Genomic DNA, 25,709 nt, shown 5'->3' with positions numbered 1-25,709 from the left:
TATAATGGCGTCGCGTTTCAATGCGTTGAAGGCGGACGCGGCGTGGCAGAAGATCTGGGACGAGCGCAAGACGTTCGCCGCGGACGACCTGTCGACCAAGCCGCGTTCGTACGTGCTCGAGATGTTCCCCTATCCGTCGGGGCGCATCCACATGGGGCATGTCCGGAACTACACGATGGGCGACGTGCTCGCGCGGTTCCGTCGGATGAAGGGCATGGAAGTGCTCCATCCGATGGGCTGGGACGCGTTCGGCATGCCCGCGGAAAACGCGGCGATGGAAAAGGGCGTGCATCCGGGCAACTGGACGCGCGCCAACATCGCGACGATGAAAGCGCAACTGAAGCGCCTCGGCTTCGCGCTCGACTGGACGCGCGAGCTGGCGACCTGCGAGCCCGAATATTACGGCCATGAGCAGGCGCTGTTCCTCGATTTGTTCGCGGCGGGGCTCGTGTATCGCAAGGAATCCGCGGTGAACTGGGATCCGGTCGACATGACCGTGCTCGCCAACGAGCAGGTGATCGACGGTCGCGGCTGGCGCTCGGGCGCGCTGGTCGAGCGGCGGAAACTCTCGCAGTGGTTCCTGAAGATCACCGATTTTGCCGACGAGCTGGTCGACGGGTTGGGTGCGCTCGAGCATTGGCCCGACAAGGTCAAGCTGATGCAGGAAAACTGGATCGGCCGCAGCCAGGGATTGCAGTTCAAGTTCGACCTCACTGCTCCCCTCCCGCTCGCGGGAGGGGTCGGGGGAGGGCCTGACACGAATACTGCCGGATCGATTGAGGATGCCTCCCCTCCCCTAACCCCTCCCGCAAGCGGGAAGGGAATAGAGTCGGTCGAGGTCTTCACCACGCGTCCCGACACGATGTTCGGCTCCAGCTTCGTCGCGGTCGCAGCCGATCACCCGATCGCACGCGCCATCGCCGAGACGAACCCCGACGCTGCGGCCTTCATCGAACTCTGCAAGCGTGGCGGCACCACCGCGGCCGAACTCGACACGCAGGAAAAGCTCGGCTTCGACACCGGCATCCGCGCGGTACATCCGCTCGACAAGACGTGGGAACTCCCCGTCTACATCGCGAACTTCGTGCTGATGGAATACGGCACCGGCGCGGTGTTCGGCGTCCCCGCGCACGACCAGCGAGATCTCGATTTCGCGCGCAAATACGATCTGCCCGTCAAGCGTGTCGTCAGCGAAGGCGATGACGAGGCCCCCGTGTTCGTCGGCGACACCGCCTGGACCGGCGCCGGCACGATCGTGAACTCGCACTTTCTCGACGGCATGGACATCGAGGACGCCAAGCGCGTCGTGATCGAGCGCGCCGAGGGCGAAGGCTGGGGCAAGGGCGCGACCGTGTTCCGCCTGCGCGACTGGGGCGTCAGCCGCCAGCGTTACTGGGGCACGCCGATCCCGATCATCCACTGCGACGCGTGCGGCGCGGTGCCCGTGCCCAAGGACCAGCTGCCGATCGTGCTGCCCGAGGACGTCAGCTTCGACATCCCCGGCAACCCGCTCGATCGCCATCCGACCTGGAAGCACGTCGCCTGCCCGTCCTGTGGCGGCAATGCCCGACGCGAGACCGATACGCTCGACACGTTCGTCGATTCGTCGTGGTATTTCATCCGCTTCGCCAGCCAGCCGGACGCCAAGCCGTTCGACCGGACGGGCGCGGAGAAGTGGCTGCCGGTCAACCAGTATATCGGCGGCGTCGAGCACGCGATCCTGCACCTGCTCTACGCACGGTTCTGGACGCGCGCGCTGAAGCATATCGGCATGCTCGACATCGCCGAGCCGTTCGCCGGGCTGTTCACGCAAGGCATGGTCACGCACGAGACGTATAGCCGAGGCGACGCCGGCGACGCGCAGCCGGAGGCCGACGACGACGATTCGAGCGACGCGCCGGTTAAGACTAAGTGGCTGTCTCCCGACGAGGTCCGCAAGACCGATGCAGGGTATATCGAGATCGCGACCGGCGGCCCCGTGACGGTCGGTCGCGTGACGAAAATGTCGAAGTCGAAGAAGAACACCGTCGATCCCGAGCCGATCGTCGACCAGTATGGCGCCGACGCGGTGCGCTGGTTCGTGCTCTCCGATTCGCCCCCCGAGCGCGATCTCCCGTGGAGCGAATCCGGCATCGAAGGCGCGTGGCGGTTCGTCCAGCGTCTCTGGCGCCTGATCGAGTCCGATGACGCAGCCAAGGCCGAGGGCGACGATATCGCCTTACGCAAACTCTGCCACCGGACGACCGTCGGTATCGAGAGCGATATCAACGCCTTGCAGTTCAACAAGGCGGTCGCGCGGCTGTACTCGCTGTGCAGCGCGATCGAGAAGGCCGCGCCCTCCGCAGACCGCGAACAGGCGATCCGCACGTTGCTGCTGCTCGTCAGCCCGATGGTCCCGCACGTCGCCGAGGAAGCCTGGGCGACCGCTGGCAATGACGGCCTGATCGCCGACGCCGCTTGGCCGATCGTCGATCCGGCAATGCTGGTCGACGACGAGGTCACGATCGCAGTGCAGGTCAACGGCAAGCTGCGCGACACGCTCGTCTTCCCCAAGGGCGCAGCCAAGGACGAGGTCGAAGCCGCCGCGCTCGCCTCCGAGAAGATCGTCCGCCTGCTCGAGGGCAAGCCGCCCCGGAAAGTGATCGTCGTGCCCGACCGTCTCGTGAACATCGTCGCATGAAGCGCCTAGCGATCCTCGGCGCGCTGGCGCTCGCCCCCGCGCTGTCCGGCTGCGGCCTGCATCCGCTCTACGCAGGCGGCAGCAGTGGCCCAGTCGCGGGTGCGCTCGGCCAGGTCGAGATCGCACCGATCGCGGGTAAGAACGGCTGGCTGATGGCAACCGCGCTGCGCGATCGCCTGCCGTCGAACGGCGCACCGGCGCTCTACCGGATCGACATCCGCCTCGACGACGCGATCAGCGGCCTCGGCGTGCGCACCGACGACAGTGTCTCGCGCGAACGCCGCACGTTGCGCGCACGCTATCAGCTCGTGCGGATCGGCGACAATTCGGTGCTGCTCGACGCGACCGCGGGCTCCGACGCCGGTATCGACGTCGTCCGCTCGGAATATGCGACGATCGCGGCGGAGAACACCGCGCTCGAACGCCTGTCGCAGATCGTCGCCGACCAGATCGTCGCGCGCGTTGCACTGTATGCGCGCAACACGCCGGCGGTCGCAGCGGCGCAGGCCACTACACCCGCAAAGTGAAGGCCAGCGCCGGCCAGATCCGCGGTGCGCTGGCCAAGCCGGGCGGCGACATCCGCCTGTACCTGCTCCACGGCCCCGACGAGGCCGGCGCAAGCGACCTCGCCCGCCTCCTCGCCAAGGCGATGGGCGCGGATGCCGAACGCGTCGATCTCGACGGCTCGACGCTCAAGAGCGACCCCGGCCGACTGACCGATGAAGCCGCGTCGCTATCGCTGTTTGCAGGCGCAAGGTTCGTCCGCGTCGCGTCGGCCGGTGAGGAAAGTCTCGAAGCGTTCACCAACCTCCTCGCGGCCGAACGTGTCGGCAATCCGGTCGTGGCGATCGCGCCAACGGTCAAATCGACCGCCAAGATCGTCAAGCTCGCGATCGACTCGCCGCGCGCGATGGCGTTCGCCTGCTACGCCCCAACCGCGCAGGACGCCGAACGCCTCGCGACGACGATCGCCAACGAGAACGGCCTCCGCCCCGCCCCCGGCGTCGCCCGCCGCCTCGTCGATACCACTGGCGGCGACCGCGCCGTCATTTCGAGAGAGATCGAGAAGCTCGCGCTATACCTCGATGCCGCGCCCGATCGCCCAGCAGACCTCGATCACCACGCACTCGACGCGGTAGGTGCAGACCTCGGCGACGCAGAGATGAGCCGCGCGATCGACGCCGTGATCGAGGGCCGGGTCGACGATCTCGGCGCCGAACTTGCGGTGCTCGAGGAAGCCGGCACGTCGCCGATCCCATGGCTCCGCCAACTCGTCCGCCGCCTGATCGCGCTCGCCGACATGCGCGGCGAAATCGACCGCGGCGAAGCGGTCGACGCGGTGATGAAACGCCACCGCGTGTTCTTCAAGGAAGAGGCCAGCACCGCGCGCTCTTTGCGCCGCTGGTCACCGGTAATGCTCGCCACCGCGATCCAGCGCGTCCGAACCGCCGAGCGCGCGATCATGGCATCGGGGAATGCTGGCGGGGTTGTGGCGGAGGCAGCAGTGGTGGCGCTATCGCAGGCGATCGCACGGCGAAACTAACGCGCACCCGTAACCGCATTCGCGTCTGCGTCTGCGTCTGCGTCTGCGTCTGCCTCCGCTTCCCGCCCCCACCTTCCGTCATCCCGGCGCACGCCGGACCCATGGATAGGGTGCGATCATTAACGAAGCGGACCGCAACCGTGGGTCCCGGCTTCCGCCGGGATGACGGAGATTGTGGTCCTCCCTCTCCCCTCCATCCCCTATCCCCCGTTCGTCCTCAGCGAAGTCGAAGGATGGTCCGAGACGCAGGTGCTTCGACTTCGCTCGGCACGAACGGAGCGCGTGATTAGATCGCCCCGCCCGTCAACCGCTGACACACCATATCAAGCTGGTCGAGCGTCGAGTAATTCAACGTCAACGTCCCCCCAGTCTCGGTATGCGCCACCTTCACCTGCAATCCGAGCAAGTCCGCCAACTGCCGCTCCAACGCCGCGATATCCGCATCCGGCACCCGAGGCTCGGACGACCCACCGCCGCCTCGGCTCCGCCCAGGCTTCGCATCACGCGCCAGCTTCTCAGTCTCGCGCACCGACAGCCCACGCGAAACGACCTGGTCCGCCAGCGATTCCACGTCTGGCGACCCCAGCAACGCCCGGGCATGCCCCATCGACAGCGAGCCATCGACCACCTGCGACTGCACCTGCGCCGGCAGCTCCAACAGCCGCAGCAGATTCGCGACATGACTGCGCGACTTGTGGACGATCTTGGCCAGCACCTCCTGCGTATGCCCGTATTCGCCCGCCAGCCGCTGATACGCTTGAGCCTCTTCGATCGCGTTGAGGTCCTCGCGCTGGATGTTCTCGATCAGTGCGATCTCGAGCGTCTCGGCATCGTCGAAGTCGCGGACGACGACCGGCACCTCGTGCAGCCGCGCCCGCTGCGCCGCCCGCCAGCGCCGCTCACCCGCGACGATCTGGAAATCATGCCCATGCGGGCGAACCACGATCGGCTGGATCAGCCCGCGAGACGCGATCGACGCGGCCAGCTCGTCGAGCATCGCCTCGTCGAAATGCCGCCGCGGCTGATCGGGATGCGGCGACAGCGAACTGACCGGGAGCATCCGCACACCCGACGACTGCGGTGCAGACGCGCCATCGGCCGACACCGGCGTCTCACGCGCCATCTCGCCGAGCAATGCGTTGAGGCCCCTGCCCAGCCCCGGCCGGCCGCGCTTGTTCTCGCTCATGCCGCGGCCTGCGCGGTAGCGGGAAGCCGGCCGATCAGCTCACGCGCGAGTGCGATGTACGCCTGCGAGCCCGAACACCGGTGATCGTAGATCAACGCGGGCAACCCGTGGCTCGGCGCCTCCGACAGCCGCACGTTGCGCGGGATCACCGTCTCGAACACCACTTTGCCGAGAACCGCGCGAACGTCCGCCGAGACCTGATCTGTCAACCGATTACGCCGATCGAACATCGTCAGCGCGACACCGAGGATCGACAGCCCAGGATTGAACCGCTGGCGGATCCGCTCGACCGTACTCAACAACTGCGACAACCCTTCAAGCGCGAAAAACTCGCATTGCAGCGGCACGAGCAGCGAGTCCGCCGCGACCATCGCGTTGATCGTCAGCAGCCCCAGCGACGGCGGGCAATCGATCAGCGCGATATCCCACGGCCCCTGCGCCGCCTTTACCGCGCGATCGAGCCTGTGCGTACGTGCATCGAAGTCGACCAGCTCGATCTCCGCGCCCGACAGGTCGACCGTCGCCGGGACGATATCGAGCCGCGGCACGCGCGTATGCACCACCGCGTCCTCGATCGACGTCTCACCGACCAGCACGTCATAGCTCGACCGCTCGCGCTGCGAATGGCCGATGCCGAGCCCGGTCGACGCGTTGCCCTGCGGATCGAGATCGACCAGCAGCACGCGCATGCCTGTCGCCGCGAGCGCGGTCGCGAGGTTGATGGCGCTGGTGGTCTTGCCCACCCCACCCTTTTGATTGGCGACCGCGATGGTGATCATCGCGCGCTTACCCGATCCAGAACCACGATCGACGACTCCGGGTTCGTGACGCTTTGTTCCACGTGGAACATAAACCGCCAATGCTGCTTGAGCGCGGCCAGCTCCTCCCCGTCGAAACGCCCCCGAGGAAGCAACCACCGCGTCTCCGTTGTGGCGCAGTGCGCCGCGCCACGCAAAAGGTTTTGCAACGACGCGACCGCCCGAGCGGAAATGATCGAAGCGTCGGCCGTGGCGTTCTCTACTTTCGAGGCATGAACGCGCACCTGTTCGCCAAGGCCAAGCCGAGCGATACAAAGCTGGAGGAAGTCTGCACGACGACGCCGGGGCTCGACCAGATCAACCTGCCCCTCGCGAACCAGTGCTACGACCATGCCAGGAAACCCCCCACCGGTGCCGATATCGAGCCACCGCTTTGCCGACGTATCCGCCCCTGCGAGCGCGATCAGTTGGAGCGAGTCCACCACGTGCCGATCCCAGATCGTCGGGATCGTCGACGGCGCAATCAGGTTTTGGTGCGGCGCTTCCTCGACGACCATCGCCACGAACGCGTTCAAGCGCTCGGTCGCCTCTGCCCCGAACCGCTCGGTCGTCCAGCTCTGTGCGTCGTCTTCGGTCATGCTGGCACTCGTTTCGTATGCAATAATACCGCGGACAACGCCGCCGGGGTGATCCCCCGCACCCGCGCTGCTGCCGCCAGCGAGGTAGGCCGCGCAGCACTCAAGCGATCGATCATCTCGTTCGAAAGACCCGGCACGCGGTCATAGGCAAGGTCCTCCGGCAAACGGATCGCCTCGTCAGCCCGCAACCGCGCGACCTCCTGCGCCTGCCGCTCGATATACGGAGCGTAGCGCGCGTCCTCTAACACTTCGTCAACGACCGCCGTCGGGATGCCTCCCGCCGCGTCCGGCGCGACGTGCGCAAGCTTGACGCCCTCAAACCGCAGCCAGTCGAACGCGGTCCGTCGTGCACCGTCCCGACCAATCGCAACGCCCTGATCGGCCACATGGGTCGCAGTCCGCTCGCAATCGAGTGCCGATCGGAAGCGAGCCCGGTCTTCCACCAGCGCATGCTGATGTGCCAGACGCTCGGGTCCAAGGCACCCCGCCGCCTCTGCAATCCCACCCAGTCGTGTCTCTGCATTATCCGCGCGCAACGACAACCGGAACTCCGCCCGTGCCGTCAGCATCCGATACGGCTCGGTCACGCCTTGCAGGGTTAGGTCGTCGATCATCACCCCGAGATAGCTCGACGCGCGATCGAGAATCACCGGCGCCAGATCGCACGCATACGCCGCCGCGTTGAGCCCAGCGACGAGCCCCTGCCCCGCCGCTTCCTCATACCCGGTCGTGCCGTTGATCTGCCCTGCGCAAAACACCCCCTCGATCGCACCCAGCCCAAGCCGCGTATCGAGCGCACGCGGATCGATATAATCATACTCGACCGCATAACCGGGCATCGTCATCCGTACCCGTTCGAGGCCGGGAATGCTGGCAAGCATCGCCGCCTGAACCTCGACCGGTAGCGAGGTCGACAACCCGTTCGGATAGACCGTCGCATCGTCGAGCCCCTCGGGTTCGAGGAAAACCTGATGCCCGTCGCGATCGCCAAACCGATGCACCTTGTCCTCGATCGACGGACAGTAACGCGGCCCCGCCGCCTCGATCGCGCCGGTGAACAGCGGCGACCGGTGGAATGCCTCGCGGATGATCGCATGCGTTCGATCAGTCGTACGCGTGATGGCACACGCGATCTGCGGCAGCGGACGCGCGCGGGTCATCGGCGACATCGTCCACGGATCGAGATCGGAGGGCTGCTCGGCAAGCGCCCCCCAGTCGATCGTGCGACCGTCGAGCCGCGGCGGTGTGCCGGTCTTCAGCCGTGCCATCGGCAGGTGGCGTGCGCGCAACTGATCGGCCAACGGCCTAGCCGCACGCTCACCGATCCGACCCCCTTCCTCGCGGTCATCCCCCCGGAAGATACGACCACCAAGGAACGTGCCGGTCGCCAGCACGACCGCTCGTGCCGCCACGATCGCGCCATCCGCCAGCACGACACCGGCCACGCGATCGCCGTCGAAATGCAACGCCGTTGCCTCGCCCTCGACGATCGAAAGACCTTCCGTAGCCGCAAGCATTGCCTGAATCGCACCGGAATAGAGGCGCCGATCGGCCTGGATCCGAGGCCCCTGCACCGCCGAACCCTTGCTGCGATTGAGCATGCGATAGTGGATCGCGGCAGCATCGGCAGCGCGGCCGATCAGCCCGTCGAACGCGTCGACCTCGCGAACCATGTGCCCCTTACCGAGCCCGCCGATCGCCGGATTGCACGACATCGCGCCAATATGCGCAGCGTCGAACGACACGAGCGCAGTACGCGCGCCCCTCCGCGCCGCCGCGGCTGCGGCTTCGGTTCCGGCATGGCCACCGCCAACCACCACTACATCGAACATGTCACGGCCGTAGAACGCCACGACCGACGCGTCAAAGATGTTCCACGTGGAACATCACTTACCGATGCAGAATCGTCCAAACAGCGCGTCGAGCATTTCCCCGGTCGCGTCGAGTCCGAGTACGCCCGCAAGGATCGCGCGTGCCTGTCGAAGGTGTTCCGCAACGATAAGCGCGTCCGAACTTCGATACCGAAGAGCCTCGACCGCCGCAGCGCACTGCCGGCGCTGGTGCTGCTTCAATGCTATCTCATCGCCACGGGGCAGCATCGCAATCGCTCGCCGATGCAGTTCACCCCAAAGGGCATCGAGCGATCCCAGGTCGTTGTGTGAAACCGCCAATGTCCGGTCGGCGGGCAATTCCCCCCGCCCCGGCAGATCGGCACGCGCATGAATCCAGATCGCATCCGCGCGGGGCGGCGCGGTATCGGCCAGCCACATCACGATGTCCGCTGCGGCAAGCGCACCTTCAGCGCGCGTGACACCGATCGCTTCGATCGGGTCGAGCGTATCGATCAAACCGGCAGTGTCGGTCAGCACATAGGCGACACCGTTCCGCGTCACCGGAACGTCGATCCGGTCGCGTGTCGTTCCCGAGATCGGCGAAACGATCGCCGCATCGCGTTCGCCAAGCAGGTTGAGTAGCGTCGACTTGCCGCTGTTCGGCGGACCGCCGATGACGACGCGCAGGCCGTCCTTCAGCCGCTCGACCGGGCGCGCGCCGACCACTGTCTCGATCTGCGCGGCTAGCACGGCGATCTCCGAGACGATCGCATCGAACGCGCCGGTATCGCTCGCGACGTCGTCCTCGTCGGCGAAGTCGAGCATCGCCTCGACCCGCGCGGACAACATCGCAACCGAGTCCATCCAGCCGCGAACAGCCTGGCTCACCCGCCCCTCTGCCGCCGTCATCGCCGCGACACGCTGGCTCTCCGTCTCCGCTTCGAGAAGATCGGCAAGCCCCTCGGCTTCGGTCAGGTCGATGCGGCCATTGGTCAGCGCGCGACGGGTGAACTCCCCCGGCTCGGCATGCCGCAAGCCGGGAATCGCCGACAACGCCCGTTCGACCGCAGCGATCACCGCGCGACCGCCATGGCAATAAAACTCGACCAGGTCTTCGCCGGTCGCCGTCGCCGGTCCTGGAAACACGATCACCAGCGCGCGATCAAGCAACGCCTTGTCGGTATCCCGCAGTCCCCGGAGGCTAGCATGGCGCGGCGCCGGCAACGGTCCCGCCAGCGCCTCGGCCGCCGCAAACGCCTGGGGCCCGCTCACCCGAACAACGGCGATCGCCGCTGGCGGTCGTCCGCTCGATACCGCGAAAATCGTCTTCACGAGAAACTCAGCCGCTTTTCGTCGCGCTGTCGAACAGGCGTTTCCACATCGCCATCCCCGCCTCGCCCATCGGCTGCCAGCCACGCATCATCGACTCGAGCATTTCCGGCTTCATCTGGCCGTCGGGAATCGCCTCCATCATCATCGCGATATAGCGGTCGTGGATCGGCGTCAGATCGGGCAGCCCGACCGCGCGGCGCGCTTCCTCGGGCGTGCATTCGATCTCGATATTCATCTTCATGTGACGCACCCTTCGATGACGCTTGAGCGGTCCATCGCGGCGCTGCATAGCGGGGGAATGTATGCGCGCGATGCCGCCTCGATCGCAACGCCTATCGGCCTGGTCCGCGTGACCGGCACCGGGGACCGGATCGATGCGATCGATATCGGCGTGGAAGATGGTTCGACCAGCGATGCCCCCGCGATCCTGGAAGCTCTCCGCCAGCTCGACGCGTATTTCACCGGACGGCTGACCGTGTTCGACCTGCCACTCGCGCCTTCCCCTACCCCGCGCGGTGCCGACCTTCGCCAGGCGATCGTCGACATCGCCTACGGCACGACGGCCAGCTACGGCGCACTCGCCAAGGCGATCGGCTCCAGCCCACGCGCGATCGGCCAGGCGTGCGCACGCAATCCTTTTCCGATCATCGTCCCCTGCCACCGAATCCTTGGAGCCGGCGGAGCGCTTGGTGCGTACTCCGCGGGGGAAGGCCCGATCACCAAATCCCGGCTGCTCGACCATGAGCGGCCGCCAGGAGGACTGTTATGACGAACACTACCAAGATCGCCACGCTCGCGGGCGATGGCGAATTCACCGCGTATCGCGCGACCCCGGCAGGCACGCCGAAGGCCGCGATCGTCGTGATCCAGGAGATCTTGGGCGTGAACGCAGGGATCCGCCGCAAGTGCGATACGCTCGCCGAGGCCGGCTATCTCGCAATCGCCCCCGACCTGTTCTGGCGCCTCGAGCCCGGCATCGAGCTCGATCCGGACATTAAGCCCGAGTTCGATCGTGCGCTCGAACTGATGGGCCAGTTCGACCAGGACAAGGGTATCGCCGATATCGAAGCGAGCATCCGCGCGGTCCGCAGCGAACTCGGTGACGGCGCCAAGGTCGGTGTGGTCGGCTACTGCCTCGGTGGGCGCCTCGCGTTCATGACCGCGGCACGTACCGACGTCGATGCGAGCGTCGGCTATTACGGCGTCGGGATCGACGGCCTGCTCGGCGAAAAGCACGCGATCGCGCACCCAGTGCTGTTGCACGTGCCGGAGGAGGATCACTTCGTCGACAAGGCTGCGCAGGCGGCGATGCACGCCGGGCTCGACGATCACCCCAAGGTGACGATCTACGATTACGCGGGCGAGGACCACGGCTTCGCGACCGAGTTCGGCGAGCGGCGGTCGGATGCGTCGGCCAAGCTGGCGGACGAGCGTACGGCGAAGTTCTTCGCGGAGAATCTGGGCTGATCATCCCCCCGTCACTTCGGACTTGTTCCGGGGTTCACGGTCCCGCGAACTCACGACTCTCAAGCGTGCGGAACGGCGGATGGCGGAACGAGTCCGGCATGACGGGGCGCTGACGACAGACATGAAAAGGCCTCGCCGGATGATACCGGCGAGGCCTTTTTCTTATCCCAACCGCAGCGCGATCAACGCAGCAGCGTGATGATCCCCAGCGTGTCGCCAGTGCCAACCCAGCCTTCGTAGATCATCTTCACCGCAACCACGAGGATCACCGCAAGGCCGATATACGCTATCCAGCGATACTTGTTGATCACACGCGCGATGTAGTTCGCGGCAAGACCCATCATCGCGACCGACAGCAGCAGGCCGATGACCAGGATACCGGGATGCTCGCGCGCCGCGCCGGCGACCGCCAGGACGTTGTCGAGGCTCATCGAGACGTCGGCGACGGCAACGGCCCAAGCGGCGCTCGCAAAGCCCTTCGAAGAGCGGATACCCGATCGCTCGTCGCCCTCGATCTCCTCGGAACCGGCGTTCTCCGCGCCCTCGCGGATTTCGCGCCAGAACTTCCAGCTCACCCAGAGCAGCAACAGCCCGCCTGCGAAGATCAGCCCGACGATGCCCATCAGCCACGTGACGATCAACGCGAAGAAGATGCGCAGGACGAGCGCCGCGCCGATGCCGATCAGGATGACCTTCTTGCGCTGGTCGGCGGGAAGGCCAGCGGCGAGTGCGCCGACGACGATCGCGTTGTCGCCCGCGAGGACGAGATCGATCATCAGGACCGATCCAAATGCGGCCAGCGCCTTGGGGTCGCCCAAGTTGGAGAAGTCGGCGACGATGTGCTGCCAGATTTCCAGCGGCGAGCCGGGGCCCGCGGTGCTCGATGCGGCGGCCAGCATGGCGATGATACTCAAGATGTCAGCTCCCGGTGACGTGGCCACGCCGCGGGCGGAGTGGCGGTTTTCATATTCATTAATAGCAAAGCGGCACGCGAAAGCCATTGCTCTCGCGTGCCGCTTTGGTCTGCTTGGCCGGACATGGGCAAAGCCCATGTCGTCGGTCGGAGCTTACGCCCCGCCGGCCGAACCGAGTGCGGCCTGCTGCAGCTTGCAGCAGGCCGCACTCGGTTATTGGTTCATACTATCGAAGAAATTCTCGTTGGTCTTCGAATCCTTCATCTTGTCGAGCAGGAACTCCATCGCGTCGATCGTGCCCATCTGCATCAGGATGCGGCGCAGGACCCACATCTTGCTGAGCTTGGCCTTGTCGACCAGCAGCTCTTCCTTGCGCGTGCCCGACTTGCCGACGTCGAGCGCCGGGAAGATGCGCTTGTCCGCGACCTTGCGATCGAGCACGATTTCCGAGTTGCCGGTGCCCTTGAACTCCTCAAAGATCACCTCGTCCATCCGGCTGCCCGTATCGATCAGTGCGGTCGCGATGATCGAGAGCGAACCGCCCTCCTCGATGTTGCGTGCGGCACCGAAGAAGCGCTTCGGACGCTGCAGCGCGTTCGCATCGACACCGCCGGTCAGGACCTTGCCCGACGACGGCACGACGGTGTTGTAGGCACGACCCAGACGCGTGATCGAGTCGAGCAGGATCACGACGTCCTTCTTGTGCTCGACCAGGCGCTTCGCCTTTTCGATCACCATTTCAGCGACTTGCACGTGGCGCTGCGCGGGTTCGTCGAAGGTCGAGCTGACCACCTCGCCCTTCACGCTGCGCTGCATGTCGGTGACTTCCTCGGGGCGCTCGTCGATCAGCAGGACGATCAGGAACACCTCGGGGTGGTTGTCGGTGATCGCCTTGGCCATGTTCTGCAACATGACGGTCTTGCCGACGCGCGGCGGCGCGACGATCAGCGTGCGCTGGCCCTTGCCCTGCGGCGAGACGATGTCGATCACGCGTGCCGACTTGTCCTTGACGGTCGGGTCGGCAGGATCGAGCGTCAGCTTGCTCTCGGGGTAGAGCGGCGTGAGGTTGTCGAAATTGACGCGGTGGCGGACGACGTCGGGATCGTCGAAATTGACCGCGGTCAGCTTCACCAGCGAGAAATAGCGCTCGCCATCCTTCGGCCCGCGGATCTCGCCCTCGACCGTGTCACCGGTGCGCAAACCGAACTTCCGAACCTGGTTCGGCGAGATGTAGATGTCGTCCGGACCGGCGAGATAGTTCGATTCAGGCGAACGCAGGAAGCCAAAGCCATCGGGCAGCACTTCGATCGTGCCGAGCCCCATGATCTGGTCGCCATTGTCCGCCTGCACCTTCAGGATCGCGAACAGCAGGTCCTGCTTGCGCAGCGTCGAGGCGCTCTCGACCCCCAGTTCCTCGGCCAGCTGGACCAGCTCGGCGGGTTTCTTTTTCTTCAGGTCTTTGAGATGCATGGGGATTTCCGGATAGCAATCAACGGGAGAACGCTCGGTCGGCGGTGCGCTTGGGAAGCGGAACTGGGCGAGACGAGTCTGGCAAGACACGACCGGGCAGGACGCCAGGAGGCCGTGTTGGGAGAAGGTGTTAGAATTGGGGGGCGGGTTAGTCAAGCGGCCCCTTCAATCCTCCCCCGCCAGGAAGAGGTGGCTGGCACTTGCCAGACGGAGGGGGAGGAAGGGGCAACGATTGTTGCGTGTGCCTCCCCCTCCGTCACCTTCGGCGACACCTCCCCCTGGCGGGGGAGGATCAGGAAGGTCAGAACGGCTTCACGATCGCCAGCACGACGATCAGCGTTACCGCGAGCGCCGGCACCTCGTTGAGCATCCGCAGTTGCTTGCCGGTGAGCGTCGGCTTCCCCGCAGCGAGCTTCTTCGCATAGCCGACGGTCCAGCCGTGATACCCCGACAGCAGGAACACCAGCACCAGCTTCAGGTGCAGCCACCCCAGCCCCGGCGCGCCGTCCGCCAGCCCGAGGTTCAGCGCCAGCGCGATCCCCAGCACCCAGACGACGATCATCGCCGGCGTCAGGATGATGTGGCGGATCTTGCCCTCGCGCTCGACCCAGTTCGCCGCCTCGGTCGTGTTGCCCGCCGCCAACGCCTCCTGATGATACACGAGGTAGCGCGGCAGCATGAACAGCCCCGCCATCCAGAAGATCACGAAGATCAGATGCGCCGCCTTCACCCAGTCGTACGCAGCGCCGAGAAAACCGCTCATGTCGTGCTCCTTACGCGGGCGATCAGCTGCTCGACATGCGCGATCGGCGTGTCGGGCAGGATGCCGTGGCCGAGGTTGAAGACGTGCGGGCGATCGACGAACGCCGCGAGGATCCGGTCGATCGCCGCATCGAGATCCGCCCCGCCTGCGATCAACGCCAGCGGATCGAGGTTGCCCTGCACCGGCATGTCCGTAGGCAACGACGCGTGTGCCCAGACCGGATCGACGGTCTCGTCCAGCCCGATCGCATCGACGCCTGTCTCGCACGCATAGGCCGGGAGCTTGCCCCCCGCGCCCTTCGGAAAGCCGATGATCGGCACACCGGGGCAACGCGCGTGGAGGCGCTCGACGATCGACGCGGTCGGCGCGATCACCCAGCGTTCGAACTGCGCAGGCGACAGCGACCCTGACCAGCTGTCGAACAACTGCACCACGTCGACGCCCGCCTCGATCTGCCGCGCGAGATACTCGACGGTGTTATCAGCGATCGCATCGATGATCGCACCGAACGCCTCGGGGTCGCGATATGCAAAGCGCCGCGTCTCGGACTGATCCTTCGAGCCCTTCCCCGCAACCATATAGGTCGCGACCGTCCAGGGAGACCCCGCAAAGCCCAGGAACGTCGTCTCGGGGGGCAAGGCAGCGGCGACCTTCGCAACGGTGCCGTAGACCGGCTCCAGCCGCCCCATCACCGGCTGCAACCGATAGAGCGCATGGTCGACCAGCGCCGGCTCGAGCCGAGGCCCCTCGCCGACCCCGAAGCTCAGATCCTGCCCGAGCGCCCACGGGATCATCAGGATGTCCGAGAACAGGATAGAGCCGTCGAACCCGAACCGACGGATCGGCTGGAGCGTCACCTCGGCCGCCGCGTCGGGATCGGTCGCGAGCGCGAGGAAGCCGCCCTTCTCCGCACGGAGTTCGCGATATTCGGGGAGATACCGCCCCGCCTGCCGCATGAGCCACAGCGGCGGCACGGCCTGACGCTCTCCGCGAAGGGTCGCCAGAAGCGGCTTGAAGGTCGGCGAGTTGGGAGTCGGATCGGTCAGCGGAGCACCCTTCTTCTACTATAAGAAGATTCTAGAAATAGGTTGTTGCAGTGGTTGGGCGGTTGAACCCGGGACTTATGCGGTGATCCCGGAAATGCCAACAGCTTGACCCCTCGGCACGCCCACAAACGCGCTGATTCGATTCAAGGCTTCCCGTTACCCACAGCCTGTGGATAAAATCCGGCCCTGTGCGCGGCGGTGTGGATAGAATCGGTGTTATCCACGGCACACCCGTCGCTTGGCGAGGCGGACGAGTTACGCTAGCCGTTCTCCCCATGTTATCCACAGATTCACGCCCACTGGCCCGCCCGCTGGGGATAAAACGCCGATGATGCGGCTCCACCTTCATTTGTTGTCGGATTCGACCGGCGAGACGCTGGAGAACATCGCGAAGGCGGCGCTGGCGCAATATGACGACGTCGAGACGGTCCGCCATTTCTGGCCGATGGTGCGAACCGAGGCGCATCTCGAACGCATCCTCCAGGAGATCGCGCAGAACCCGGGGCTGGTGGTGTTTACGCTGGTGAACCCGGCGACCCGGCGGATTCTGGAGCAGCGGTGCCTCGCACTAGGGCTTCCGGCAGTAGCGCCGCTCGATCCCGTGAACGACGCGCTTTCCGGGTTGCTCGGCCAGCAGGCGAAGGCACGCCCGGGACGCCAGCACGTCCTCGACGCCGCCTATTTCGCACGCGTCGACGCGATACAGTGGACGATCGCGCATGACGACGGGATCGCCTCGGAAGAATGGGAGGAAGCCGATATCGTCCTCGCGGGCGTGTCGCGTTCGTCGAAGACGCCGACCTCGATCTACCTCGCCAACCGTGGCTACAAGACAGCGAACATCCCGATCGTGGTGGAAAGTCCACCACCGCTGAACCTCTACAAGCTCGCCAACCCGCTGATCGTCGGCCTCACGACCAGCGCCGACCGCCTGATCCAGGTCCGCCGCAACCGCCTGCTGTCGCTCAACCAACAGCCCGACACGTCCTATGTCGAGGAAGAAGCGGTGATGCGCGAACTCGCCTTTGCGCGCCGCATGTTCGCCGACAATGGCTGGCCGGTGATCGACGTCACCCGCCGCTCGATCGAGGAAACCGCGGCGGCGATCATCGCCTTGTGCAACCAGCGCCGCGCCGACGCCGCTCCGAAGGTCGAGTCATGAGCCTGATCCTCGCTTCGCAAAGCGCCTCGCGCCGCTCGATGCTGACCGCCGCCGGCGTGCCGTTCGAAGCGACCTTTGCCGGCGTTGACGAGGATGCAGCCAAGGCGGCGCTGCGCGACCTGTCCCCGCGCGATCTCGCCGATGCGCTGGCCGAACTGAAGGCGCTGAAGGTTTCCGCGAGAATGCCCGGCTATCTCGTCCTCGGCAGCGACTCGCTGGTCGCGCTGGAAGACGGCACGATCCTCGACAAGCCCGTCGACCGCGCAGATGCGGCGGCACACCTGCGGCTGATGTCCGGCAAGCGCCACGACTTGTGGAGCGCCGCGGTCGTCGCCGAGAACGGCCAGGCGATCTGGCGCCACGTCGAGCGCGCGAAGATGCACGTCCGCCCGCTGTCCGAAGCGTTCATCGAGACGTATCTCGATGCGGAATGGCTTGCGATCTCGGGCTGCGTCGGCTGCTACCGTATCGAAGGTCCCGGCGCGCAACTGTTCGCCAAGATCGAAGGAAGCCAGTTCACGGTACTCGGCATGCCGCTGCTCAACGTCCTCGACTTCCTCCGCGTGCGCGGCGAGCTGCCGGCATAACCCGAAGCTTCAATCCTCCCCCGCTAGGGGGAAGTGGCTGGCGCTTGCCAGACGGAGGGGGAGGTAAGGAGTAACTGCTCTTCCGTGTCTTTCCCCTCCGTCACCTTCGGTGCCACCTCCCCCTTGAGGGGGAGGATTGAGTAGGTCGCGCATGGCACTTCACCCGCGCTAGACTAAACCAAGTTCACCCGCGAAGGCGGGTGCCTAGATTGGATCCCCGCCTCCGCGGGGAAACACGGAGCCTCGAATGACCCGTCCCTATGCAGAAGTGATCGGCGATCCGATCGCACAGTCGAAATCGCCGCTGATCCACGGCTTCTGGCTCGACGCGCTCGGGATCGACGCGGAATACCGCCACAAGCTCGTCACCCCGGACGCCCTCCCCGCCTACTTCGCCGAACGCAAAGCCGACCCCGCCTGGCGCGGGTGCAACATCACGATGCCGCACAAGCTCGCCGCGCTCGACCACGTCTCCGACCCCGGCAACGTCCGCGGGACGATCGGCGCGATCAACACCGTGTTTCGCAATCAGGCGGGCGACTGCATCGGCACCAACACCGACGCCGCCGGATTCTGGGCTCCGATTGACGACCTAGACATCGCCGGCCAGCGCGTCACGGTGATCGGCGCCGGCGGTGCTGCCCGCGCGATCCTGTTCGCACTGTCGCGGATGGGTGTCGGCCCCGTCACCATCCTCAACCGCAATCCGCTCAAGGGCGCGGCGCTGCTGTCGACGTTCGGCCTCAGGGGCCAGGCGCTCCCGATCGGCCCCGCCGCCCCGCCCTCGCGACTGCTCGTCAACGCCAGCGTGCTCGGCATGGCAGGCCAGCCTCCCCTCGATATCGATCTCGGCGCACTAGAACCGGACTCGCTGGTCTACGACATCGTCTACTCGCCGCTCGAAACCGGTCTCCTGAAAGCTGCCCGCGCGCGCGATCTGGAAACCGTCGATGGCCTGGAGATGCTGATCGGCCAGGCGGCGGTCGCGTTCGAGATATTGTTCCACGTGGAACCACCGCGCGATCGTGACGACGACCTCCGCGCATTGCTGGTAAAATGATTATCGGCCTCACTGGCTCGATCGGCATGGGCAAATCCGCGGTCGCCGCGATGTTCGCGGACGAGGCCGTCCCGGTGTTCGACGCCGACGCCACCGTCCACCGACTGCAAGGCATCGGCGGGCGACTGGTCCCCGCAATCGAAGCCGCCTTCCCCGGCACGACCACCAACGGCGCAGTCGACCGCGCGAAACTCGGCGCAGCGGTGTTCGGCGACGACGCCGCGATCAAGCGGCTTGAAGCGATCGTCCACCCCGCCGTCGGCGACGAGCGCGCTGCCTTCCTTGCTAAGCACACCGGCAAGCGAGTCGTCTTCGACGTCCCCCTGCTGTTCGAGACCGGTGGCGACCGCAACGTCGACCTGATCGTCGTCGTCTCCGCCGCCCCCGACGTCCAGCGCGCCCGCGTCCTCGCCCGCCCCGGCATGACCGCGGAGAAGTTCGCCGCGATCTTGGCCCGCCAGACCCCCGACGCCGAAAAACGCGCCCGCGCGGATCACGTCATCCACACCGACACCAGCTTCGACGCAACACGTGCGCAAGTCCGGGCGGTGCTTGCATCCTTGGAAATCTGAGCCGATACCATCGGGATGCGTGAGATCGTCTTCGATACCGAAACCACCGGCCTCAGTTTTTCCGGCGGCGACCGCATGGTCGAAATCGGCTGCGTCGAGATGCTCAACCGGGTCGAGACCGGCCGCACCTTCCACGCCTATTACCATCCCGAACGCGACATGCCGGTCGAGGCGTTCAACGTCCACGGGCTGAGCGCGCAGTTCCTCTCCGACAAGCCGAAGTTCGCCGACGCGGTCGAGGACTTGCTCGAATTCGTCGGTGACGCGCCGATGATCGCGCACAATGCCGGCTTCGATTTCTCGTTCCTCAACGGCGAGCTGACCAAGTGCGGCCGCCAGATCGTCCACATGAAGCGGATGGTCGACACGCTGCAGATCGCGCGCAGCCGCCATCCCGGCGCCAAGCATTCGCTCGACGCACTCTGTTCGCGGTTCGGCATCGATCGCAGCCACCGCGTTCTGCACGGCGCGTTGCTCGATGCGCAGTTGCTCGCGCAGGTCTATGTCGAGCTGATGGGCGGCCGCCAGATCGGCCTCGGCCTGCTGAGCGATACCGGCAGCACCGCGTCGACTCCGATCGTCGCACAGGCGCCTCGGGTCGTTCGCCCCGCCCGCGTTTTCGCGGTGAGCGAGGGAGACCTTGCGGCCCATGCTGCGTTTATGAAGGGGATCAAGGATCCGATCTGGGGGGCCGTGGCGTCCGGATGACGCTGGCAGGGTGGAGCCAATAGGACCGCCCGAAGACTGTAACGCCGACAAGGAGACGACAATGGATATCCGGATTTCTGGTCATCAGGTTGACACTGGCGAAGCACTCAACAGCCACGTGGAAGACCGACTCCAGGGTATCGCCGACAAGTATTTCTCGCGCGCCATCTCGGCGGAAGTCACGTTCGGCAAGGGGCCGCACGACGCCGGCTTCAAATGCGACATCGTCGCGCACGTGATGAAGGGCCTCGTGATCAAGGGCCACGGCGACGCCTATGACGCGCGCGCCGCATTCGATGCCGCCGCCGCCAAGATCGAGACTCAGCTCCGCCGCTACATGCGCCGCCTTAAGGATCGCCACGCCGGCGAAGCGGTCGCGATCGCCGAGAGCAATGGCTATGACAATGCCGGCTACACGCTGTTCCAGGAAAGCATCGAGGAAGACGATGTCGCGGACGCACCGCTGATCATCGCCGAAACCCGCGTGGATATCCCGGAGGCCAGCGTGTCCGACGCGGTGATGATGCTCGATCTGCGCAACACCGCCGCGCTGCTGTTCATGAATGCGGGTACCGGCGCGCACAACATGGTCTATCGTCGCGGCGATGGCACGATCGGTTGGGTCGAGCCACAGCGAGCAGCGGCCACCCCGGCCCAGTAAAGAAGGGTCCATAAAGGCGCGGGTCTCAAGGCCGCGCCTTTACGCCCCCGCGCAACCCGCTAAGGCGGACGCGCGCGGGGGCGCTTGAGACATTGAACACAATGACCGATTTTAGTGACATGCTGCGTCCCGACGCAGTGCAGACGGGCGTGATCGCCAAAAACAAGAAGGCAGTGTTCCAGCATCTCGCCACGGTTGCGTCTGAGATACTCGATGCAGACCCCAAGATGATCGCCGATCGGCTGGCTGCGCGCGAGAAACTCGGCTCGACCGGGTTCGGCGGCGGCGTCGCGATTCCGCACGCCAAGCTCGAAGGGCTCGCGCAGGTAACCGGCGTGTTCGCGCGGCTGGCAGAGCCGGTCGACTTCCAGGCGGTCGACGATCTCCCCGTCGATCTCGTCTTCATGCTGCTCTCCCCCACCGACGCCGGCGCGGTCCACCTGAAGGCGCTCGCCCGCGTCTCGCGTCGGCTGCGCGACAAGGCGTTCCTCGAGAAACTGCGCGGCGGCGGTTCGCCCGACGCGGTCTACGCGCTGTTCACCGCCGACGAGGTCCGCGATGCAGCCTGAGGCCGCCCCCAGTTCGGCCCCAAACACCGCCGGGGCAGACGCGCATTTCCGCGCACTGGAGTCGCTCTACGCCCAGGCCCCGATCAACCGCTTCTTCGACTCCTCGCTCGAAATCCCCGAAGCCGGAGTCGCGCGCATCCATTTCACTATCGACGAACGCCATTACCACGCCGGCGGCGCCGCGCACGGTACGAGCTATTTCAAGATGCTCGACGACGCCGCTTTCTACGCCTGCAACAGCCTGGTCACCGATCGCTTCCTGCTCACCACCGCCTTCAACCTGCTCCTCACGCGCCCGCTCAAGGTCGGCCCAGTGATCGCCGAGGGACGCTGGATCAGCGGCAAGCGGCGCGTTTTCGTCGCGGATGCCCGGCTGATCGATGCGGACGGCGAAGAAGCGGCGAGAGGCACCGGCACCTTTATGCGCTCGCGGATCGCGCTTGCCGGTCTCCCCGGATACCGCAGCGCAGCATGAGCGGTCGTCTCCCCAGCGGATTCCTCGTCAGCGCGCTGTTGCGGCGCGTCAACGACGCAGGTGGCTTCGGTGCGGTGATGGCGAAGGGCGACCCCCAAGGCGGCGCGATCCTGGTCATCGCGGTCGACAAGGGCGCCCCTCCCCGTCTGCTCGAACGCGGTATCGGACCCGATGGACGGACCGCGCTGATCGACTCCACCCCGCTCGAAGACCTCGACGGATATTGGCGTCGCCGCCGCGCAAGCGACCCGGATCTCTGGGTAATCGAGGTGGACATCGCAGCGGCGGAACGGTTCGCCGCTGAAACGATCCTCGACGATTGACTCGAAAGCCCCCCCCATAGAGGGGAATTGCAACATTGATTGGCGTTGTGCTGGGACGGGTGCGATCCGGATCAGTTACGCAGTCGGGGGGATGCCTGGACGATCGGCTCGTACGATTGCTTCCGCGGTCCAACCGCATCTGAATAAGTTTGAATGACGATTCTTCAGCGGGCTGCGACGATCGCAGTCATGACCTTCTCTCTCGCCGGCCTGCTCGGCAACAGCGCTCCCGGTCAGGCAACCGGTATCGATCGCTCGACCACCAATCTCACTGCTCTTGCCAACTTAAACGCGCTCTCGCCGCAGAATGTTCCGCAGATCGCTCCAGTTGCCACGCCAGTCGCACCTGTCGAGACGAACGCCCAGAACACCGCAGCCAGCCCTGCCGTCGCAGAAGCCGAAGAATTCGACACGCTCGCCCAGGCCGTCGCCGCGCAGGATAGCGCCGCCGCCGATGAAGCGCTCCAGTGCCTCGCCGGCGCAATCTATTTCGAGTCCAAGGGTGAGCCGCTGACCGGCCAGCTCGCGGTCGCCGAAGTCATCATCAACCGCGCCAAGTCGGGTCGTTTCCCCGGCAACGTCTGCGCCGTCGTCAAGCAGCGCGGCCAGTTCAGCTTCGTTCGCGGTGGCCAGATCCCCAACATCAACGCCGGTAATGCCTACCGCACCGCTGTCGCAGTCGCCAAGGTTGCCCTTGCCGACGCGTGGAACAGCCCTGCCGACAAGGCGCTCTACTTCAACACCCCCGATCGCCGCCCAAGCGTCCGCGCGATCAAGGTCGCCTCGATCGGCAACCACGTTTTCTATCGCTGAGGCCACCTGCCCCGCGTCGAAGGTACGGACAACATCCCGAAAACGCGTCACAATCCGTGAACGAGCTTGCCTCGTTCGCGGATTGTTCTATTTCCGGGGCATGCTCGATATGCCGCCGGACTCCTGCATCGACGAACCTGGATCACCATTATGCGCCGCCGACGTGGCGCGGGGCGTCATCCGGATGTTGTTGCGCCATGATCTTACCGCGATGACCGAAGTGCCGCTGGATGGCGGACGTCGAGCCGATCTGATGGCCATCGATGCACGCGGTCAGATCGTTGTCGTTGAAATCAAGGTGTCGCGGGCGGATTTGCTGAGCGACGGCAAGTGGCCCGATTATCTCGGGCATTGCGACCGGTACTTCTGGGCCGTTCCGGCTGGGTTCGACGTCGGGCCGTTGAACGGTCCTGCGTTTCTACCGGAGCGGACGGGGATTATAATCGCCGATCGCTACGACGCGGCGATCGTCAGAGAGGCTCACACCACCCCCCTCCCCGCGCATGTCCGAAAGCGCGGTACGCTGGCGTTCGCAAGGCGGGCGGCGCGTCGCCTGATCGCGCAGACCGATCCCGATGCGGACGGGCTGGCCTTCTGAAGCTCCGCGAGACCTCGCGGTTATGAGCGGGCGTTTCGTGTCGTGACCGCAATGATGGGTCGTGGCGAAATGACCGTCGACAGCGCTAGTTTGTAGTGGTGACCTTCAACCCCGCTTGCGCCGCCAGATCGCGCCAACTCCCGCAACCAGATCATACGGGATAGCCGCGGCCTCGCGGGTGCGCATCTTGAGTTGATACCGCCGACTCCCGCCATGCGGCACGTGGATCGCGCTTGCGGGCATGCCGAGCATCGCGAACAGCATGCGGATGCGGGGTTGGTGATAGCCGTCGGTGCAGATCATGCACTGCGCATACTGGCCCGCGCGCGCGAACGCGGTCGCGGCCACGACGCTCTGCAGCGTATCCACGCTGGCCTCGTCGAGATGGATCCGTGACCGGTCGACCGTCTCGGCCAGCACATTCGCCATCACCGACGCTTCCGAAGGCCCGTGCGTCCCCTTGGCGCCTGAGCAGAATAGGTCCGCATCGACGTAGCGCGCCGCGGCGGCGGCCGCGAACGCTATGCGGCGAGCCAGAGTCGGGCTCGGGCTGCTATCGGGACGAACGGCCGCGCCGAACACTACGATCAGACGCCGGGAAGGTGGAATGTCGGTCAGAACTGATGACCCGTGCGGTCGCGCTTGGTCGCGAGATACTGCGCGTTGTGCGGATTGGAGGGCAGGAAGTGCGGCACGCGTTCGATCACCGTCACGCCCGCCGCTTCGAGCCCGGCGACCTTGGCGGGGTTGTTGGTCAGCAACCGTACCTCGCGCTGGCCGAGCAGGGTCAGCATCCGTGCTGCCACCCCGAAATCGCGCGCGTCGACCGCAAAGCCGAGCCGCGTGTTCGCGTCGACCGTGTCGAACCCCTGATCCTGCAACGCATATGCCCGCAGCTTGTTGACCAGCCCGATCCCGCGGCCTTCTTGGCGCAGATATAGCAGGATACCCCAGCCGCTATGCTGGATCGCGTGGATCGCGGCGTGCAGCTGCGGCCCGCAGTCACATTTGAGACTGCCCAGCACATCGCCCGTCAGGCACTCGCTGTGCAGCCGGACGAGCGGCGGCTGTCCGTCGGGCTGGCCGATCAGCAACGCGATATGCTCGTCCGCGCTCTCGGGACTGCGGAATGCGACGATCTCCGCATCCTCCGCGCCCTCGACGGGGAGGCGTGCGCGCGTGGCGAGCGTCAGGCGGGTCGCATCCTCGTGCGCGTCTATATCAACGGCGCTTATGCTGACTTCGGGCTCGCCGGTGCCGAGGAAGAAGGCGGGGAGCAGTCCGGCAATCCGCGCAAGGCGTAGCGCCGCGGCCGCCGCGTCGGGATCGCGCACCGGCAGCGTGCGGAACGGACCCTTCAACGGGGTCGCCAAGTCGAATTGCGGATCGGCCAGCGCGGTGGCCGCGGCGAAGTCGATCCACGGGGCGCGGTCGACGAGCACGGGCTCGGTCGGATCCGCCGCCGCCAGCTGGTTCGCCAGCTTCAACGTCGCCGCGCGCCCCGACGAGATCAGGACGCCGCCGTCCGCTTCGGGATCGAACGCCGCCAACCGCTGCGCATCCGCCGTCTCGATCGCGAGCAGGACCAGCCCGTCGATCGCTATCGGCCAGCCGCGACGGAGCGCATCAATCGCGCGGGCGGCGGCGCGGGGATTACTCAAAACGCGAACTCGGTCATGATCGGGACGTGGTCGGATGGCTTCAACCAGCTTCGGCAGCGTTCATAGACGTGATGCGACACCGCGGCTTCGGCGGCGGCACCGGTCGCCCACATGTGATCGAGCCGGCGGCCACGGTCCGATGCCGCCCAATCCTTGGCGCGGTAGCTCCACCAGGTGAACAGGCGGGCGGGGGCAGGGTGGAAGCGGCGGCCGAGATCGACCCAGTCGCCCGCCGCCTGCAGCTTGCCGAGCGCCTCGACCTCGATCGGGGTGTGGCTGACGACGTCGAGCAACTGCTTGTGGCTCCAGACGTCCGATTCGAGCGGGGCGATGTTGAAGTCGCCAACGAGAATGGTGGGGCCGGGCAGCGTTTCGGACCAGGTCGTCATGCGGTCTATGAAGTCGAGCTTCTGGCCGAACTTGGGGTTCACCTCGCGGTCGGGGACGTCGCCGCCGGCGGGGACGTAGACGTTCTCGAGCCGTACGCCGTTCTCCAGCCGGACGCCGATGTGGCGCGCCTCGCTGTTCGCCTGCCAGTCGAATCGGTCGTCTGCGACGATCGGCACGCGGCTCAGGATCGCGACGCCGTGGTGCATGCGTTGGCCGTGCAGGACGATGTGCTCGTAGCCGAGCGCACGGAACGCCTCGAGCGGGAAGTCGCCGTCGATGACCTTGGTCTCCTGCAGGCACAGGATGTCGGGCTGCTCGTCGCGCAGAAACTGTTCGACGATGGCGATCCGGAAACGGACCGAGTTGATGTTCCAGGATACGATCTTCACCGGCGCGATGTAGCGTTGCGGGGGGGTGGGGACAAGGAACGCTGCAGGGGACGCGGAAGAAGGGAGAAGGCGCCACGGGCAAAGCCCATGTCGTCGACCGGGCTTTGCCCGT

29 protein-coding genes are annotated in these 25,709 nt (G+C 65.9%); 16 read left to right on the top strand and 13 right to left on the bottom strand.

The window, feature by feature from the left end:
- Positions 1-4: 4 nt before the first annotated feature.
- From leuS to holA, 3 genes are read left to right on the top strand one after another with little or no spacing between them, the layout of a single operon-like run.
- Entirely contained in the window at positions 5-2,680 is a 2,676-nt protein-coding gene (gene leuS, locus BM244_RS06490) for a leucine--tRNA ligase (RefSeq protein WP_093398212.1), read from the top strand.
- The gene (gene lptE, locus BM244_RS06485; RefSeq protein WP_056053836.1) at positions 2,677-3,207 is read left to right on the top strand and encodes an LPS assembly lipoprotein LptE; all 531 of its coding nucleotides are present in this window, start codon (positions 2,677-2,679) and stop codon (positions 3,205-3,207) included. Before leuS ends, lptE begins: the two co-directional genes overlap by 4 nt.
- Positions 3,204-4,223 (top strand): DNA polymerase III subunit delta, encoded by a 1,020-nt coding sequence (gene holA, locus BM244_RS06480; RefSeq protein ID WP_093398211.1) that lies wholly within the window; start codon positions 3,204-3,206, stop codon positions 4,221-4,223. The genes lptE and holA overlap by 4 nt, the downstream gene beginning before the upstream one ends.
- A 286-nt stretch (positions 4,224-4,509) precedes the next feature.
- Here holA and BM244_RS06475 read toward each other — a convergent pair whose 3' ends face one another.
- From BM244_RS06475 to BM244_RS06450, 6 genes are read right to left on the bottom strand one after another with little or no spacing between them, the layout of a single operon-like run.
- On the bottom strand, positions 4,510-5,409 hold the full coding sequence (locus tag BM244_RS06475; RefSeq protein WP_056053832.1) for a ParB/RepB/Spo0J family partition protein: 900 nt from the start codon (positions 5,407-5,409) through the stop codon (positions 4,510-4,512).
- A complete protein-coding gene (locus tag BM244_RS06470; protein ID WP_093398210.1) occupies positions 5,406-6,188 on the bottom strand; it encodes a ParA family protein in 783 nt (260 codons plus the stop codon). Before BM244_RS06470 ends, BM244_RS06475 begins: the two co-directional genes overlap by 4 nt.
- A complete protein-coding gene (gene rsmG / locus BM244_RS06465) occupies positions 6,185-6,805 on the bottom strand; it encodes a 16S rRNA (guanine(527)-N(7))-methyltransferase RsmG (protein WP_093398209.1) in 621 nt (206 codons plus the stop codon). The genes BM244_RS06470 and rsmG overlap by 4 nt, the downstream gene beginning before the upstream one ends.
- Positions 6,802-8,637 (bottom strand): tRNA uridine-5-carboxymethylaminomethyl(34) synthesis enzyme MnmG, encoded by a 1,836-nt coding sequence (gene mnmG, locus BM244_RS06460; RefSeq protein ID WP_093398986.1) that lies wholly within the window; start codon positions 8,635-8,637, stop codon positions 6,802-6,804. The genes rsmG and mnmG overlap by 4 nt, the downstream gene beginning before the upstream one ends.
- Positions 8,638-8,691: 54 nt before the next feature.
- Positions 8,692-9,969 carry a tRNA uridine-5-carboxymethylaminomethyl(34) synthesis GTPase MnmE gene (mnmE, locus tag BM244_RS06455; RefSeq protein WP_093398208.1) on the bottom strand — a complete coding sequence of 426 codons (1,278 nt, stop codon included), beginning with the start codon at positions 9,967-9,969 and terminating at the stop codon, positions 8,692-8,694.
- Positions 9,970-9,976: 7 nt separating this feature from the next.
- A complete protein-coding gene (locus BM244_RS06450) occupies positions 9,977-10,210 on the bottom strand; it encodes a DUF6489 family protein (RefSeq protein WP_056053820.1) in 234 nt (77 codons plus the stop codon).
- Between the two features lie 15 nt (positions 10,211-10,225).
- On the opposite strand from BM244_RS06450, the gene BM244_RS06445 reads away from it, so the two are divergent.
- Both BM244_RS06445 and BM244_RS06440 read left to right on the top strand, forming a co-directional pair.
- On the top strand, positions 10,226-10,738 hold the full coding sequence (locus BM244_RS06445; RefSeq protein ID WP_254784320.1) for a methylated-DNA--[protein]-cysteine S-methyltransferase: 513 nt from the start codon (positions 10,226-10,228) through the stop codon (positions 10,736-10,738).
- Positions 10,735-11,436 carry a dienelactone hydrolase family protein gene (locus BM244_RS06440; RefSeq protein WP_093398206.1) on the top strand — a complete coding sequence of 234 codons (702 nt, stop codon included), beginning with the start codon at positions 10,735-10,737 and terminating at the stop codon, positions 11,434-11,436. The genes BM244_RS06445 and BM244_RS06440 overlap by 4 nt, the downstream gene beginning before the upstream one ends.
- A gap of 182 nt (positions 11,437-11,618) precedes the next feature.
- On the opposite strand, the gene BM244_RS06435 is transcribed toward BM244_RS06440, so the two are convergent.
- The 4 genes from BM244_RS06435 to hemE all read right to left on the bottom strand — a co-directional run bounded on the left by BM244_RS06435 (position 11,619) and on the right by hemE (position 15,629).
- A complete protein-coding gene (locus tag BM244_RS06435; protein ID WP_175518183.1) occupies positions 11,619-12,335 on the bottom strand; it encodes a TerC family protein in 717 nt (238 codons plus the stop codon).
- Between the two features lie 228 nt (positions 12,336-12,563).
- Positions 12,564-13,820 (bottom strand): transcription termination factor Rho, encoded by a 1,257-nt coding sequence (gene rho / locus BM244_RS06430; RefSeq protein WP_031395107.1) that lies wholly within the window; start codon positions 13,818-13,820, stop codon positions 12,564-12,566.
- A gap of 301 nt (positions 13,821-14,121) precedes the next feature.
- Positions 14,122-14,583: a CopD family protein gene (locus BM244_RS06425; RefSeq protein ID WP_093398205.1), complete on the bottom strand. Its 462-nt coding sequence runs from the start codon at positions 14,581-14,583 to the stop codon at positions 14,122-14,124.
- Positions 14,580-15,629: a uroporphyrinogen decarboxylase gene (gene hemE / locus BM244_RS06420; RefSeq protein ID WP_093398204.1), complete on the bottom strand. Its 1,050-nt coding sequence runs from the start codon at positions 15,627-15,629 to the stop codon at positions 14,580-14,582. The genes BM244_RS06425 and hemE overlap by 4 nt, the downstream gene beginning before the upstream one ends.
- A gap of 328 nt (positions 15,630-15,957) precedes the next feature.
- Between hemE and BM244_RS06415 the strand changes: the two genes are divergently transcribed.
- The 11 genes from BM244_RS06415 (at position 15,958) to BM244_RS06365 (ending at position 23,157) form a co-directional block, all read left to right on the top strand.
- Positions 15,958-16,791, top strand: a complete 834-nt coding sequence (locus BM244_RS06415; protein ID WP_093398203.1) for a pyruvate, water dikinase regulatory protein — start codon at positions 15,958-15,960, stop codon at positions 16,789-16,791.
- Positions 16,788-17,378 carry a Maf family protein gene (locus tag BM244_RS06410; protein WP_093398202.1) on the top strand — a complete coding sequence of 197 codons (591 nt, stop codon included), beginning with the start codon at positions 16,788-16,790 and terminating at the stop codon, positions 17,376-17,378. Before BM244_RS06415 ends, BM244_RS06410 begins: the two co-directional genes overlap by 4 nt.
- A gap of 247 nt (positions 17,379-17,625) precedes the next feature.
- A complete protein-coding gene (locus BM244_RS06405; protein WP_093398201.1) occupies positions 17,626-18,438 on the top strand; it encodes a shikimate dehydrogenase family protein in 813 nt (270 codons plus the stop codon).
- Positions 18,435-19,010, top strand: a complete 576-nt coding sequence (coaE, locus tag BM244_RS06400) for a dephospho-CoA kinase (protein WP_093398200.1) — start codon at positions 18,435-18,437, stop codon at positions 19,008-19,010. The genes BM244_RS06405 and coaE overlap by 4 nt, the downstream gene beginning before the upstream one ends.
- Positions 19,011-19,025: 15 nt before the next feature.
- Positions 19,026-19,718: a DNA polymerase III subunit epsilon gene (gene dnaQ, locus BM244_RS06395; RefSeq protein WP_056064356.1), complete on the top strand. Its 693-nt coding sequence runs from the start codon at positions 19,026-19,028 to the stop codon at positions 19,716-19,718.
- 61 nt (positions 19,719-19,779) lie between these two features.
- A complete protein-coding gene (gene raiA / locus BM244_RS06390; protein ID WP_093398199.1) occupies positions 19,780-20,379 on the top strand; it encodes a ribosome hibernation-promoting factor, HPF/YfiA family in 600 nt (199 codons plus the stop codon).
- A 101-nt stretch (positions 20,380-20,480) separates the two neighbouring features.
- On the top strand, positions 20,481-20,948 hold the full coding sequence (locus BM244_RS06385) for a PTS sugar transporter subunit IIA (RefSeq protein WP_056064361.1): 468 nt from the start codon (positions 20,481-20,483) through the stop codon (positions 20,946-20,948).
- Complete coding sequence (locus BM244_RS06380) at positions 20,938-21,423, top strand: PaaI family thioesterase (protein ID WP_093398198.1); 486 nt, start codon at positions 20,938-20,940, stop codon at positions 21,421-21,423. The genes BM244_RS06385 and BM244_RS06380 overlap by 11 nt, the downstream gene beginning before the upstream one ends.
- Positions 21,420-21,746 (top strand): DUF1491 family protein, encoded by a 327-nt coding sequence (locus BM244_RS06375; RefSeq protein ID WP_093398197.1) that lies wholly within the window; start codon positions 21,420-21,422, stop codon positions 21,744-21,746. Before BM244_RS06380 ends, BM244_RS06375 begins: the two co-directional genes overlap by 4 nt.
- Positions 21,747-21,899: 153 nt before the next feature.
- A complete protein-coding gene (locus BM244_RS06370; protein WP_093398196.1) occupies positions 21,900-22,559 on the top strand; it encodes a cell wall hydrolase in 660 nt (219 codons plus the stop codon).
- Positions 22,560-22,659: 100 nt separating this feature from the next.
- On the top strand, positions 22,660-23,157 hold the full coding sequence (locus tag BM244_RS06365) for an MmcB family DNA repair protein (RefSeq protein WP_093398984.1): 498 nt from the start codon (positions 22,660-22,662) through the stop codon (positions 23,155-23,157).
- A 105-nt stretch (positions 23,158-23,262) separates the two neighbouring features.
- On the opposite strand, the gene BM244_RS06360 is transcribed toward BM244_RS06365, so the two are convergent.
- The 3 genes from BM244_RS06360 to BM244_RS06350 are packed head-to-tail and all read right to left on the bottom strand — an operon-like array spanning position 23,263 to position 25,597.
- Positions 23,263-23,739 carry a YdcF family protein gene (locus tag BM244_RS06360; RefSeq protein WP_175518113.1) on the bottom strand — a complete coding sequence of 159 codons (477 nt, stop codon included), beginning with the start codon at positions 23,737-23,739 and terminating at the stop codon, positions 23,263-23,265.
- A gap of 32 nt (positions 23,740-23,771) precedes the next feature.
- The gene (gene ribA / locus BM244_RS06355) at positions 23,772-24,818 is read right to left on the bottom strand and encodes a GTP cyclohydrolase II (protein ID WP_093398194.1); all 1,047 of its coding nucleotides are present in this window, start codon (positions 24,816-24,818) and stop codon (positions 23,772-23,774) included.
- On the bottom strand, positions 24,815-25,597 hold the full coding sequence (locus BM244_RS06350) for an exodeoxyribonuclease III (RefSeq protein WP_093398193.1): 783 nt from the start codon (positions 25,595-25,597) through the stop codon (positions 24,815-24,817). The genes ribA and BM244_RS06350 overlap by 4 nt, the downstream gene beginning before the upstream one ends.
- Positions 25,598-25,709: the final 112 nt, after the last annotated feature.

This window comes from Sphingomonas sp. OK281, from assembly GCF_900115295.1.
Classification (GTDB): Bacteria; Pseudomonadota; Alphaproteobacteria; order Sphingomonadales; family Sphingomonadaceae; genus Sphingomonas.
Note: the sequence above shows the minus strand (reverse complement) of the source record. Positions and strands in the feature narration are given on the sequence as shown.